Source organism: Aureispira sp. CCB-QB1, from assembly GCF_000724545.1.
GTDB lineage: Bacteria > Bacteroidota > Bacteroidia > Chitinophagales > Saprospiraceae > Aureispira.
In genome coordinates this window covers 232285-246877 of sequence record NZ_JHBV01000031.1, presented here as the reverse complement: position 1 = coordinate 246877, position 14593 = coordinate 232285, and the positions used below count along the sequence as shown (strand labels likewise).

Genomic DNA, 14593 nt, shown 5'->3' with positions numbered 1-14593 from the left:
TGGCAGACATTTATACGAAAAAGAGAAAGGGAAGTTATAAGAATAGACCTATAAGTAAACTAATTTTCAAGGAGTAAAGAATAACCATTCTTTATTCTCCACATTGACCAAAGCCCAATTCATGGCAAAAACTAGTTAACTTCCGAAAGCCAGCTTCACTATAACCATGTTCTCCTTGAGGAGCTTTGGCATAAGCTTTTATTTGAGGAAAAGCCATCTGCTGAGAGCATTCAAAACAGATACTAATATGAGCAACTGCTTTATCTTCGTTGTAAAACACAAGCCCTAATCTCGGTTTAAAACACCTTGTATAAAGCCCGCCATAAGTTTTAGGATCATTAATTGTCTTTAGAAAAACTTGAATTTCTTCCTCAGACAATACCTTTTCTTTTTTGATGGTAGGGTTTAGTATTCCCTCTTTGCTAATAATTGGATTGCCTTCCAAATCTTCAAAATGGTAAGCAATAACGCTAGTATACGACGCATCTGGAAATACTACTCCTAGCTCCTTAGGATTTGGATTAGTCGGAGGCGTAGAATCACAGCTATAAAAAAATAGAATACACAGAAAAAAAAGGGAGGTTGGTAAATAGTATTTCATTGCTTTTATTTTTGGAGGTCATTTACATCCTATCTACTAGAAAGAAGTCATCGTCCAAAAGTTCTCATACTAAAACACTCTACTTTTGATTTTTGCCAATTTTGATGATACGATTGCTTTGGATTACCTACAGACGAATAATTTTTAGTGTCTGTCTAAATAGAGAAATGAATTAGATAGAATGCATGGCATTCTATGAAAAAAAAGCATCTAGTATTACCTCTAGAAAAGAAGTATTTTCGAGAAATTAAGTATGCTATTGTCGATAATGGGTCAAAGATTAACTTTCTCTTGTGGTAGGAACACGTGTTACTTCTACCATCAAAACATTTGTAATCAATGAGATTTCTCTAGCGACTTCGGTTGGAAAATCAAGTGCTTCTTTTGCCTCCAAGGTAAAACCACTGTTGGTCTCATCTATTTTGAATGTGCTAATTAATGTTAGATTATACACATCCATAAAGGTCTTCATGTAGCTATCTTTGTCATTTAATACGGGAGATAGATCACCACTATAATAAACAATAAAACGAAGCGTTGTTTTATCCTCTGAAACAGAGGTAGTTGGCGTTGTCGTTGGAGTATTGGCGTAGATTTTTGTTGTTGAAAAAACAACAGACAATACAAGAGAGAATATAACGAGTATCCGAAATTTTGTATTCATTGTAAGGGATATTTAGTAATATACAGGGGATTTATCTCTAATAAAGAAAAAATCATTCCCAAAGCACAAAATTCTAAAAATCAACATATTATAGATTACAAATTTCCAACAAAACCCCAAAAAAGAACAACCTTTTCCAAAATGGAAAAAGGTATCGTTTTGAAAAAAACACTTGAAACAATACAAAAAATAAGCTTTAAAAGCCTTTTAGAAGCTAAGGTATGCCTTTTTTAATTATGCATTCTTATTGGTGGCAGCATCTCGTAATCGCTGTAAAAATGGCGAAGCAAATATAAAATCTTGCAATAATTCATTTTCGCTCGTCATCACTTCGTGCCGAGTTCCTACCCATGCTAATTCTCCTAGATGCAGTAGGTTAATATTGTCTCCTATTTCCATCACCGAATTCATATCATGTGTATTGATCACAGTTGTAATTTTGTTTTCTTTGGTAATATTGCGAATTAGTTCATCTATTTTCATTGAGGTTGTAGGGTCTAGACCAGAGTTAGGTTCATCACAGAACAAATACTTAGGGTCTAATATAATTGCACGGGCGATACCAACACGCTTCTGCATTCCACCACTTACCTCCGAAGGATATTTATTATTACTTCCTTTTAACTCTACCCGTTCAAGCGTTTGATCTACTTTTTTTTGTTTTTCTTTTTTAGTCAACTTAGTAAACATATCCAATGGGAAGCGCACGTTTTCTTCTACAGTCATAGAGTCAAACAAAGCAGATCCTTGAAAAAGCATTCCCATTTCTGTCCGAATTGCCTTTCTTTGTTTGGTTGTTAGTGCCGTAAAATTAGTATCTCCATACCAAACGGTTCCAGAGGTTGGCTGGATCAATCCCACCAAAATTTTGAGCATAACAGTTTTTCCTGCACCCGATTTACCTATAATCAAATTGGTTTTACCATGCTCAAATACAGTAGAGACTCCCTTCAAAACCTTCTGGTCACCAAATTGCTTTTTAATATCTTCAATACGAATCATGCTAAATATCTAAATTTTAAACCTATTTTAATGATTAAGTTAAGAGCAATGCCAAGACATAATCTGCCAATAGAATTAGAATATTACTAATTACTACGGCACTGGTACTTGCTCGCCCTAGCTCAATACTACCGCCTGTTACAAAGAAACCTTGATAACAAGAGATAGAGGTTAATAAAAAGGCAAAAACCAATGCCTTGATTTCCATCATCCAAATATTATACGGATCAAAGAATGCTCTTAACCCCTGCATAAATTCAGCTTCTGATACTAAATTACCAACCGTACACGCCACATAACCTCCAGCCATTCCCATAAAAGCAGACAATACCACCAACATTGGAATCACTGTAACCGCAGCTATTATTTTAGGCATGACCAAATAAGCAGTTGTATCTACTCCCATAACTTCTAGCGCATCAATTTGCTCTTTTTGGCGCATCCCTCCTAACTCGGCGGCAATATTAGAACCGACTTTTCCCGCCAATGCTAAACAGGTAAATGTTGGTGCTAATTCGATAATCATGATATCCCGCACAATATAACCAATGTAATATTTAGGAATCGAAGAACCGCCTAATTGATAAGCAAACTGTATGGCTGTTACAGCGCCAATAAAAACGGAAACCAAACCAACAATAACCAATGACCCAATTCCGATATCGATCATCTGTCGGGTCGTCTCTTTCCAATACATGGATACTTTCTCTGGTCGAGAAAACATATTCTTGATAAATAGTATATAACGACCAAAATGGAAAAACAAATTCAATGTTCTAGTATTTTCGTTAGATAAAACTTCTTATTTCATTTGTGGATAGATTTCTTGCCTCTATACATGTAATAAATTACAATCCACCTATCAACTTGTTAAGTTGCAACAAAACTTGCACTTTTCTAAGAAAAATGCTTATTTTCTATTATAAAACTCTTATTTACGTCTCTGTATGTTAATCTCTGTTTATATTTATTTTTCTTGATTTAATGTGGCATTCAATTTTGTAGGCGAACAATTATCACAAAACAGAGATTCTATAATAATAGAGTTCATAATCATTCTTATCATTTGCAAATAGACCACAATATACTCTTTCATAAAAAAGAATCTATAAAACCTAACAGCTTAATTTCACTATTTGTTGAGGTATCCTGAATTTACTTGTAAAATACCTGTGTATTTACAAACAAGGTCCAATCATCTCCCCTCGAGGATTTAAACACCTGCTCTCAAAAGTTCTTGTATTATTTTGCCCTTTAAGTACTTATCAAGCTAGTTTTTTATATTTCTTAATAACTAAAACTGATCCTCTTCCCCCCTTACAAGCCAAAAACTAAAAAATCAATAAGCTATTCAAGCACAATAAGTCTACTTTTCTCTTTAACTTCGGCTTTTTAGATATCAAAGATTTATTACCAAACTCTATATTTTAGAGCATCGTTACCATCTTATGACAACGCAAGAAGAATTAGATCATTTACTCCAATTATTACAACAAGAAAAAGAAGAGGAAAGCCGTCAATTTGACCAACTGCTCCGAGAATTGAGCATCCAGCAACGTATTCAAAAAGGTGCTTGTTGGTATCCTGTACAAGTTGAAAGCTCAGGATGGAGTTTAGGGGAACATCCTTTTATTATTGTAGAACGAGTCAAGCACTTGGACAAAGCGCATAAATTCCGCTCTGGACAAGTGGTCAGTATTTTTTCCGAAAAGGTACTGGATAATAATGTAGAGGAAAAAGGAGTCATTTATTTTATCAAGGGTAATCGTATGAAAATTATTTTGTACGGGACGCAATTGCCTCGTTGGGTTTTGGGTGGTAAAATTGGTATTCAACTCAATTTTGATGAACGCAGTTATCAAGAAATGGAGCGTGCTGTTAAAACAGTAAAAGCAGCCAAGAATGATCGACTAGCAGAATTGCGAGAGATTTTATTAGGCAAACAGCCAGCCCGTTTTGACAAAGAGCATCATCCCTTTGAAATACCCAAACTAAATGCTTCTCAAAATGCAGCCGTGCAAACGATCTTAGCAGCAGAAGATGTTGCCATTATTCATGGTCCTCCAGGTACAGGAAAAACAACCACTTTAGTTGCGGCCATTCAACAGTTGGTCAAACGTGAGTCGCCTATTTTAGTTTGCGCCCCTTCTAATTCAGCTACTGATTTGTTAACCGAAAAATTAGCCAGCGTAGGGCTAAATGTCGTTCGTATTGGTAATATCTCTAGAGTTGATGAAAGCCTCTTAGAACACACAATGGAAGGTATTCTTCAACGGCTTCCTGAAATACAAGAGGTCAAAAAAATGAAGATTGAAGCTGCTAAAATGCGAAGAGATGCGGAGAAATTTAAACGAAAGTTTGGTGCCAAAGAACGCCAAGATCGCCGAGACAATTATAGAGAGGCCAAGGATTTAATGTATCAAGCCAAGATGCTTGAAGACTATATTATTGACAAAACCTTGCGTGAAGCGGACGTCATTTGTAGCACCTTGGTAGGGGCAGTTGGGCGACACATCGAGAAAATGACATTTAATACCGTAATAATTGACGAGGCAGCACAAGCCTTAGAGCCTGCTACTTGGATTCCAATCTGCAAAGCCAACAAAGTTGTCTTTGCTGGCGATCCATTTCAATTGCCTCCAACTGTCAAAAGTAGTGCTGCTGCTAAAAATGGCTTTAATGTAACGCTGCTAGAAAAAGGGGTTCAACGTTTAGACGTTGTCAATTTATTAGATACTCAATATAGAATGCACAATACCATTATGGGGTTTTCTAATGAGCAATTTTATGATGGACAATTGCAATCCGACGATGCGGTTGCTACTTGGCAACTACAATTTTCGGATGGTACTCCCAGTCCCCCCTTAGAATTTATAGATACCGCAGGATGTGGTTTTGAAGAAAAAGTCAACCCCGAATCTCAGAGTTATTATAATCCAGAAGAGTACTTTGTCTTGCGGCAGCATTTAGACAACCTGCTAGTGATTACAGGAAACCAGCCGATTTCTATTGGCATTATTTCGCCCTATCGAGAACAAGTTATTTCGATTCAAGATGCGATTGTCAAAGACTTTGATCATTTTCCTGATGCCGATATTGAAGTTAACACAATTGATGCTTTTCAAGGACAAGAACGAGACGTTATTTATATTTCAATGGTTCGCTCGAACGATATGGGAGAAATCGGCTTTTTAAAAGATACTCGCCGAATGAATGTAGCCATGACCAGAGCTAAGAAAAAGTTAATTGTTATTGGAGATAGTGCGACTTTAGCCAGCGACACTTTTTATAGTAATTTCTTGGACTATGTCGATGCACAAGGAGCCTATGGCTCAGCTTGGGATTGGCAATAGATTGGTTAAAATTAATTATAGTGCAGCAAGCAGGTTAATAGCCAAACCAATAGTAGCCTTTTTGTTGTGTCATTACTCCGTTGAAAAATCGTATTAGTTTGATTATCAGCAAGATGAACCTCACCAACCTTTACACTAAAAGACTGGTAATCAAACTAATACAAGATGCTTTTTTACGTTTTTCGTAGAAAAACGTAAAAAAGCAACGGAGTATTATTGTCTATAATAAAAGACAAATTGTCCAATTCCCAAGCCTGCTAGTGCGCCGATGGTATTCATTACCAAAACATCTTCCCAAAGATGTCCTAAACCCAACGCCCATCCTATGGTATAACCTAGCCAAATTGCGGTCGTACCAATGAGATACGCCAATTTATATTGTTTGCGTTTTTGACGTATTATATACACCAGCAAACCTAAATTAATTGTTGCTACCATCACCAAGGAGACAATTGCTTCTATATGAACACCATTTTGAAAATAAGGGCGAAACAGCACACTGATCCATCCAATTAGCGTACATAAGACCAGCAAGGCTACTCCCCTAATCCAAAGATATTTATCTAAAATAGATCGCTCATCGGGTATATCCACCAAATGTTCATCAAGTAAAGGATTCTTCTTATATTTATCGGACATTGTTTATAATTTTGTATTTACTCTCCAATATTCAAAACAAGCTGTCTAACAATTATATGAAAGAAGTGGCAATATTCCATACCCTTGCTCATTTATCCATTGCTTTTATTGGAGCTATTTTATTGCTAGCAATCTGGTACAACATCCGTAAACGCTTCAACAATCGTTTGGAAGAAGACGATTCTCTGTTAAGAATTGACAAAGGTTTGGTTTATTTGAGCTTGGCACTATTTGTTTGGGTAGGCTCAGGAACATGGGGGTATTTGGGGACACATTGGAGTTTTAGTCAAACTACCACCTACCTACTAGGCGTAAGCCTATTTTCAACCTTAAACAACTTGTTCTTGCTTTTGGCACTCTTTTATTTCTCTCATGCCCCCAATTTTATTTATAATAATGAGAAAAATATTAGTAAAATTATTGGTCTAATTCTATTGGTTAGTTTATTAACAATTGGTCTTAATTTATGGATTCCACCTAACCAAAACTCCATACATATAGCAGGAATACCAGATTTATTACTTTCTAGTTTTTTATGCTGCCTACTTTCTTACTCTTTATACAAAACATTTATTGATCGAGACTTGAAAGTAGTTGCCTATATTGCTGTCATGGCAGTGCTGTTAATGTTTATCGCTCAGCTTCCTGAAGTGTTTACAGAATTAGATAATGGGTTTACGAATAAGCTCATAAAAATCATTGCCAAAACTTCTTTAATTTCTATATTCTTAGTTCTGGCAACGAGTTGGGTAATTGAATTAGCCAGCACCCCTCGTCCCAATGAAATGACCTTACAATTCTTAGACTGGTCCTTGGTAAAAATCAGCATTCCATCCAAGGAAATTTACGACCAAGTCATTGACTTCGGTTCCAAAACAACTCAATACAAAAATCTATTTAAATTTGCCCTTCGTAGAAAATGGGGCGAAGGTCAAGAACAGTGTATTGTAGTAGGGGGAGCAGGCGAGCTAAAAAATCAAACTTACCTGAGTAGAATTATCGAAAATTGTAACGACATTCTCCATTTACAAGAACATCAGAAATTAGAACGACGAGATATTTTCACCTTTATAGGCAATGGTCAGTATCGACTTCGTGTTTTGCCAGAACACATTACTGTAGAAAAATCCCTTTTAAACGAATTCTTAAAATCACCTGATAACCAAAGCTATAACTCAATTTGTAATTAATTGTTATTCAATATCAAATAGTATCCAATAGCTATTTTTTGCTATACTTTGAAACAAGTCATGGAGATTTGGTGCCTTTCGTCCATTTTGCGTTTGAATCATTTTTTGTTAACATTCAACGCATTTTATGAAAGCCTCAAAAACAGCTTCAACCGCCACTTTATTTGGACATCCCAAGGGATTATTTTACTTATTTTTTGCAGAACTATGGGAACGGTTTTCTTTCTACGGAATGAAAGCTCTGTTATTGCTCTATATGACCCAACATTTGCTTTATACAGATGAAGCATCTTTTGGTATTTTGTCTGCTTATATGTCACTTGTCTACATCACTCCACTATGGGGAGGTATTTTGGCAGATAAGATTTTGGGTTATCGAAAATCTATTCTATTGGGGGGAATCCTAATGGCATTAGGACATTTCTTGTTGTCTTTTGAAACGCCCATTTTTTTCTATGGCTCATTGGCCTTAATTATTTTAGGGAATGGTTTCTTCAAACCCAATATATCCTCGTTTGTTGGCGCCTTATACAAAGACAATCCGCACCAACGAGACGCAGGTTTCACCATCTTTTATTTGGGAATTAATTTGGGAGCAGCAATAGCCCCTTTGATTTGCGCTTGGATCGCAGCTCTATATGGTTGGCACTATGGTTTTATGTTAGCAGGCTTCGGCATGTTGCTAGGTCTGGCTTTCTTTCAACAAGGTCTTAAAAGCAATGTTTTTGGAGCAGCAGGACAACTCCCTAATGCAACTCGTTACCATCAAAAAATAGCAGGGCTCAATCAAGGACAATGGGTAGCAATTGGCGCTGTTTTAACCACTCCTATTTTTGCTGCTATCATCTTCTTTCATGAGTATGAGCATTACTTAATTCTACTAGCTAGTGCCTTTTTGATTCTATACATTTTGTTTATTTTAAGCAAAGTTAGTACGATAGAACGAGGTAGATTAATTGTTGTCATTTACTTTACTTTGCTCTCTACTCTTTTTGCAGCTTTATTTGAGCAAACAGGTAGCTCGCTAGTTCTATTTGCCGATAGAAATGTACATCTCATAGGCATCAATGCCGCACAAACCAATAGCATTAACGCCACTTTTATTGTTCTACTAGCCATTCCTTTTTCAATGCTTTGGGCGTGGTTGAGTCGCATTGGCAAAAATCCAGCAGCTCCATTTAAGTTTAGTTTTGGGCTTATTTTGTTAGGGCTAGCAGCTATTATTTTTGGTCGTTCTGCTATTAGTGCAGATGCCTTGGCACAAACCTCTATGATCTATCTTATTATCGGTTATTTTGTCTTAACTGTAGGAGAACTTTTTTTATCTCCAATAGGCTTATCTAAGGTAACCGAACTCTCTCCTAAACAATACATTTCCTTTATTATGGGCGTTTGGTTTTCTTCTTATTTTTATGGCCATTATTTCGCTGGCAAAGTTGCCCAACTCACAGTTAGTAATGGCGCATCCAATAATCTGTTCGATACTTTCGGATCTGCTATAAAACTCATTACAGGTTTAACACAAGATATTGCCATTCACAAAGGTCCTGCTTTTGAACAGTTGTACGCTTATGTCTCCGTCTATGTAAGTTTTGGAATAATTACACTAAGCATTGGATGCTTAGCCCTATTGCTCGCTCCTATAATGACTCGATTGATGCATCTTGAAAATAGATAGTTTGCTTTAAGATAGTAGCTAGCTACGCTGCTAACTATTGTTAAGAAGAAGCTTAGCTATTCTATACCCTAGTAGAATAGCTGCTTCCTCTTTATTTATCTAGAAAAAATAAGCGTTCTTTTTAGACATTTTCAACGCAAGAAAAGTTGATGCAAATACAAAATTACAAACTTCGAGCTATACGAAAACCAGCATGTTGATAAAAATGCTTTCTAAACCACAAGCGATAGTACTTAGAAGCACCTGTTCCTGTTGTTGCCCAAGCTCCTCCTAGTAGCATACTGTGCTGATCGTCAAAATAAGGAGCCGAAAAGTCCTCGTATAAATAATGAGTTTTAAAACTAGGTAAGGGATAAAAATCATCTTGTAGCCAATCCCAAACATTTCCAAACACATCGTTAAATCCTAGCGAAGTTTGTCCTGTTTTTAAGCTTCCCACAGGATTAGGAGAGCCATATTTTAGATTGATATTATAACAAGTCTCAAAAGCACAGTCGGTTGTTTGCATTTCATTCTGAGTTATGGCATGAAACTCTGCTTCTGTCATTAATCGATATCCATTGCCTTTCCACTTACAATACGCCCAAGCTTCGTGAGCATTGACTTCAACAGGATAATCTAAAGGCATCGGCAAAACATCAAACATAGCTCTATATTCAAAGCCATCTACTGAAGCAACCCAAAATTTCGGATGCTTAGTAGCCGTCCGTTCTTTCCAAGCCCAACCCTCTGCTGTCCAATATGCCGCCTCATGATAAGCTCCACTATTATAAAATTCTAAATAATCTTCATTGGTAATTAAATTTTTACTGGCTTCAAAAGAAGCAACCTCTTGCACAAGTTGCCCGTATTCATTATCCCACCCAAAAATAGATTCCTCTTGTTGTTTCCCTATAACTACCTTGGTAGCCTCTACCTGAATCATAGAATTGATGGGACTCTTTCCTTGACTTGGAGCATAGGTCCAGTTGATTGGGCGCTGTACCTTGCTGATAGGCAATTGCCGAATCAAAACCGAGGATGTCTCAAAATGAATTCTATCGTGTTCTATTCCCATTAACAACGCCCACAAAGGATCTTGGTCTGTAATGGTGGTTGGAAAGGAATAGGATTGAATGCAATTTTCTACCACTTCTTTTACTTTTGCTCTATACTTAGTCACCGATTCTAGAGTTGGCCACAAGTCATGTACTTCTAAGTGTTCTGGCAAATTAGGGTCAACTCCTTTGGCAAATAAAACTTCATATGCTTCATCAACACCTTCATCAATCAAACCTGCCATCAATAGTTTATTAATGTAAAAAGCGGCTGTATGCCCCCAATAAAAGATCAAAGGATTCCGCAATGGGTCTGGAGCTTCATAATACGTTTCGTCAGATCGAATAGCGCTAAATAACCATTCGTAAATAGACCAAGAGTGACGGAAATATCTCAGTACATCTGATTGGGTAACTGCACTCAATAAAATGGGCATATTCTGCTCTTGCAAGCTTGTAACTGGAGTAATCATAGTTCTTATTTTGTTAGGTTGGGTGGAAATAGAAATAAATTTTTTTATATATTATAAAAATATGCAATATCTATAAAAAAAGCCAAGCTTTTAAACTCTTAAAAGAGATATAATGACTTTTTGTTTTGCAAATTGGACATTTTAATCTACGTTTGTTAAATATAAAGTAAACTATGTTTTTCTTTTTAGTTTATTTTCTTTGTTAGAGCTCTCTAGGGTTGTAATCGCAAGTATGACAGTTACAACCAATAATAAAAGGCTCTTGTTCAAATACTAAGCACCAAAACCTGTTAATTTAACCAAAAAAACTACTTACAATTATGGATTATTTCGAAGAATCTCTTCATTTGCATCGTTACTTGAAAGGAAAAATTGGCATTCGTAACAAAATGGACGTGCGTACGCAAGAACACCTTTCATTAGTTTATTCTCCTGGCGTTGCAGCTCCATGTCTAGAAATACAAAAAAATCCAGAATCTGTCTGGGATTACACCATGAAGAGTAACTCTGTTGCAATCGTCACAGATGGGTCTGCCGTTTTAGGACTCGGCAACTTGGGGGCAGAAGCTTCTATTCCTGTTATGGAAGGAAAAGCAATGCTATTTCGTCGTTTTGGAAGAATCAACGCCTTCCCAATTTGTCTAGATACACAAAATGTAGACGAAATTGTAGAAACAGTACGCCGTATTGCTCCTGTTTTTGGTGGTGTCAATTTAGAAGACATCGCAGCACCAAGAAGCTTTGAAGTAGAAGAACGCCTACAAGACTTAGGCATTCCTGTATTTCATGACGATCAACACGGAACGGCAATCGTCGTTTTAGGAGCCTTAATCAATGCTGCTAAACTAGTTGGAAAACGCTTGGAAGATTTGTCGGTTGTTATTAATGGTGCGGGGGCAGCAGGTATTGCTATTGCTAAATTGTTGCGTTGTGTAGACCACGGAGCAGACAATAGCCTGTGTATTCCTGTTAAAGATATGATCATTTGCGACAGCAAAGGGATTGTCCATAAAGACAGAGACAACTTAAATGATGCTAAAAAGCAAGCCTTAGGTTTTACCAACCTAAATCACAAAAAAGGCTCTTTGAAGGATGCTTTGGTTGGCGCCGATGTCTTTATTGGTGTGAGTATGGGAAATTTACTTACCAAAGAGGATGTACAAACAATGGCAAAAGATGCTATTATTTTTGCATTAGCCAACCCTACTCCTGAAATTATGCCTGAAGAAGCCTACAAAGGAGGCGCTGCTATTGTTGGGACAGGGCGTAGTGATTTGCCCAACCAAGTTAATAATGTTTTAGGTTTTCCTGGGATTTTCAGAGGGGCTTTAGATGCCCGTGCTAAGCAAATTACGCCCAATATGAAATTAGCTGCAGCTTATGCTATTGCGGAAAGCATTTCCAGTCCATCCAAGGATATGATTATTCCTCCTGCGCTTGATGAAATCGTCGCCTATAAGGTAGCTAAAGCCGTCAAGGAAGCAGCGCTAAAAGACATGGAACAAACTCAATAAATAAAACTGTTACAAGTAAAAAACTGCCACTTTCTTGCATAGACTTATAAGGCATTAAAAACCTAATTTATAACACTTTAGGTTACATTTTTATTTTTTTATCGTTATAGTAGTAATGAGTTATTTTAAATAATCCTACTTAAACTTAAATTATGAAAAATTTGTCCCTACTCTGTGTTATCGTTCTAGTAGTATCCACATTAGCTTCTTGTGGAAGTAGCCCGTACAAAAAACGCAAGGGTTGTCGAGGAAATGGAAGTTGGTATGGTAAGCGTAATCTTGGTGCCGTCGATTTTGATAAAAATACAACGCAAGACATATACGCTTTAGCCAAAAAAGAAAACAATCAACCGTTTTAAGTTGATATTGAGTCTCAAAAATCCAACACAAAGCAATGACTTTTTGTTGGATTTTTTTCATCTTAGCATCCTGTCCTTTTTGATAGTTAATAATACTTCGTTGATTATTATTCGCTTTGTTACTCCCTACGGTCGTGAGCTCGCTATGCTCGGTTCGCTCATGAGAGCGCAAGGCTAGTTCCCTCTGGTCATGAACTTGGGCTTTTGTGCTACTAGCACAAGCCTACTCGGCAAGCTTAGTTTTTTAGTTTTTCTACAAAAAACATAAAAACCACCTTGCACTAATTTAATTATCAGTCTTTTAACATAAAGACCAACAGAAATATATCTTGCTAATAATCAACTGCGAAGTACTTATGCAATACCACGTAGTGGCAACAAAACTAACTAAAAGCGTAGCGCTCACGAAGTACCACGAAGTAGCAGCGCAGCTAAACTAATGCGTTTTTTCAACGGAGTAATGAGTTAAACAACTGTATAACTAACCTTGGGTAATTCATCCATCACTAGTTCATAACCAAACCAAACACACCAATTAACATGGACAAAAAAATCCTTCAACATTTATCCAACGATCCTCTATTAAAAAAAGCAATTGAACGGTTTCAATTGCCCGAACATAAGCCCGAAACAACCGTTTATGGCAGTCTATTGCGGTCTATTATTTCACAACAACTCTCTGTAAAAGCTGCTGCAACTATTTATAGACGCTTTGTCGATTTATTCGATAGTACAACGCCTGATCCTACTCTGATTATAACTACTAATGTAGACGATTTACGAGCGGTTGGCTTATCCAAACAAAAAGCAGGCTATATGCATAATATTGCTACCTTTGCCCAGCAACATCACCTAGACAAAATTGACTGGAGTACCTATTCTGACGAACAGATTATTGCATTTTTAACGCAAATTAAAGGAGTTGGAGTCTGGACTGTTCAAATGATTTTGATGTTTACATTGCAACGCCCTGATGTTCTTCCTACTGCCGACTTAGGGATTCAACAAGCTATGCAAGAGTTGTATGGTATAGAAGAAACAGGCAAAGCACTTATTACCAAAATGAAAGAGATCGCAGCACCATGGAGCCCTTATCGCACAACGGCTTGTCTATATCTATGGCGGTGGAAAGATCAATAAAACAACCGTTCTGGTTTGATAATAGTCCGCCTAAGGATTATACTGCTATGGTATGATTTGAGCAGGCTAATGTTTTGAAGTCCTATTGTTATTAAAATTCTAAAAAACTATTTACTTTTATTTCTGTTAGATAGACACAAACACAAAACAAGAGTTGTTTAATTTACCATTCTAATACTATCAATTAAACATAATAACTATAAAAATAAACCAATGGCAACAATTACATTTAAAGGGGATCCTGTTCAAACTTCTGGCGAGATTCCTTCTGTAGGTACGAAAGCTCCAGATTTTAATCTAGTAAAAGGAGATTTAGCTAAGGCTACTTTAGCTGATTTTAAAGGCTCCAAAGTTGTTTTAAACATTTTCCCTAGTGTAGATACAGGAATTTGTGCAATGTCTGTTAAAAAATTCAATGAGAAAGCAGCAGGTCTAGAAAACACTAAAGTATTGTGTATTTCAAGAGATTTACCATTTGCTCAAAATCGTTTTTGTGGAGCAGAAGGAATTGAAAATGTAATCAACTTATCTGATTATGCGACTGGTTCTTTTTCTAAAGATTATGGTCTATTGATGACAGATGGACCTTTACACGATTTATCTGCAAGAGTAGTTATCGTGTTGGATGAAGAAGGAACTGTTACGTATACAGAGTTGGTACCAGACATTGTTCAAGAACCTAACTACGAGGCTGCTTTAGCTGCTTTGTAGCCACATTCATATGCTTTTCGAAGCAAGATGCAAAAGAAAAATTAACAAAAGCTACTAAATTTGGGAGGCTGTCTGAAAATAAGTCAGGCAGCCTTTTGTTTGCTCTAAAACGAACGAAAAGCCACTGGCATTTCCTGCTTATTAGTTCTTTTATCAGAATATTCTGAAGCATTTTTTCTTGAAATATTTCGTAGTTATTGAACCAAACAATCAAGCACTTAACCCAAAAACG

General features: G+C 36.6%; 13 protein-coding genes. 7 read left to right on the top strand and 6 right to left on the bottom strand.

Annotated features, from left to right (window positions below):
- Positions 1 to 91: 91 nt before the first annotated feature.
- The 4 genes from CG11_RS16995 to CG11_RS16980 form a co-directional block, all read right to left on the bottom strand.
- A complete protein-coding gene (locus CG11_RS16995) occupies positions 92 to 601 on the bottom strand; it encodes a hypothetical protein (protein ID WP_052598001.1) in 510 nt (169 codons plus the stop codon).
- A 280-nt stretch (positions 602 to 881) separates the two neighbouring features.
- The gene (locus CG11_RS16990; RefSeq protein ID WP_052598000.1) at positions 882 to 1265 is read right to left on the bottom strand and encodes a hypothetical protein; all 384 of its coding nucleotides are present in this window, start codon (positions 1263 to 1265) and stop codon (positions 882 to 884) included.
- A 234-nt stretch (positions 1266 to 1499) separates the two neighbouring features.
- Positions 1500 to 2267: an ABC transporter ATP-binding protein gene (locus CG11_RS16985; RefSeq protein WP_052597999.1), complete on the bottom strand. Its 768-nt coding sequence runs from the start codon at positions 2265 to 2267 to the stop codon at positions 1500 to 1502.
- 34 nt (positions 2268 to 2301) lie between these two features.
- Positions 2302 to 2991 (bottom strand): ABC transporter permease, encoded by a 690-nt coding sequence (locus CG11_RS16980; RefSeq protein ID WP_231512809.1) that lies wholly within the window; start codon positions 2989 to 2991, stop codon positions 2302 to 2304.
- 724 nt (positions 2992 to 3715) lie between these two features.
- Between CG11_RS16980 and CG11_RS16975 the strand changes: the two genes are divergently transcribed.
- A complete protein-coding gene (locus CG11_RS16975; protein ID WP_052597998.1) occupies positions 3716 to 5620 on the top strand; it encodes an AAA domain-containing protein in 1905 nt (634 codons plus the stop codon).
- A gap of 213 nt (positions 5621 to 5833) precedes the next feature.
- Here the strand turns inward: CG11_RS16975 and CG11_RS16970 are convergent, their stop codons facing one another.
- The gene (locus CG11_RS16970) at positions 5834 to 6259 is read right to left on the bottom strand and encodes a hypothetical protein (protein WP_052597997.1); all 426 of its coding nucleotides are present in this window, start codon (positions 6257 to 6259) and stop codon (positions 5834 to 5836) included.
- 56 nt (positions 6260 to 6315) lie between these two features.
- On the opposite strand from CG11_RS16970, the gene CG11_RS16965 reads away from it, so the two are divergent.
- Complete coding sequence (locus CG11_RS16965) at positions 6316 to 7449, top strand: hypothetical protein (protein ID WP_052597996.1); 1134 nt, start codon at positions 6316 to 6318, stop codon at positions 7447 to 7449.
- 127 nt (positions 7450 to 7576) lie between these two features.
- A complete protein-coding gene (locus CG11_RS16960) occupies positions 7577 to 9127 on the top strand; it encodes a peptide MFS transporter (protein ID WP_052597995.1) in 1551 nt (516 codons plus the stop codon).
- A gap of 163 nt (positions 9128 to 9290) precedes the next feature.
- On the opposite strand, the gene ovoA is transcribed toward CG11_RS16960, so the two are convergent.
- A complete protein-coding gene (gene ovoA, locus CG11_RS16955) occupies positions 9291 to 10637 on the bottom strand; it encodes a 5-histidylcysteine sulfoxide synthase (protein WP_052597994.1) in 1347 nt (448 codons plus the stop codon).
- Positions 10638 to 10957: 320 nt separating this feature from the next.
- Here ovoA and CG11_RS16950 point away from each other — a divergent pair, with 320 nt between their 5' ends.
- The 4 genes from CG11_RS16950 to tpx all read left to right on the top strand — a co-directional run bounded on the left by CG11_RS16950 (position 10958) and on the right by tpx (position 14361).
- Positions 10958 to 12151: an NADP-dependent malic enzyme gene (locus CG11_RS16950; protein WP_052597993.1), complete on the top strand. Its 1194-nt coding sequence runs from the start codon at positions 10958 to 10960 to the stop codon at positions 12149 to 12151.
- Between the two features lie 152 nt (positions 12152 to 12303).
- Positions 12304 to 12510, top strand: coding sequence for a hypothetical protein (locus tag CG11_RS16945; protein WP_052597992.1), 207 nt, complete (start codon positions 12304 to 12306; stop codon positions 12508 to 12510).
- A 540-nt stretch (positions 12511 to 13050) separates the two neighbouring features.
- Positions 13051 to 13650 (top strand): DNA-3-methyladenine glycosylase, encoded by a 600-nt coding sequence (locus CG11_RS16940; RefSeq protein ID WP_052597991.1) that lies wholly within the window; start codon positions 13051 to 13053, stop codon positions 13648 to 13650.
- A 213-nt stretch (positions 13651 to 13863) separates the two neighbouring features.
- Entirely contained in the window at positions 13864 to 14361 is a 498-nt protein-coding gene (gene tpx, locus CG11_RS16935) for a thiol peroxidase (protein ID WP_052597990.1), read from the top strand.
- Positions 14362 to 14593 lie beyond the last annotated feature (232 nt).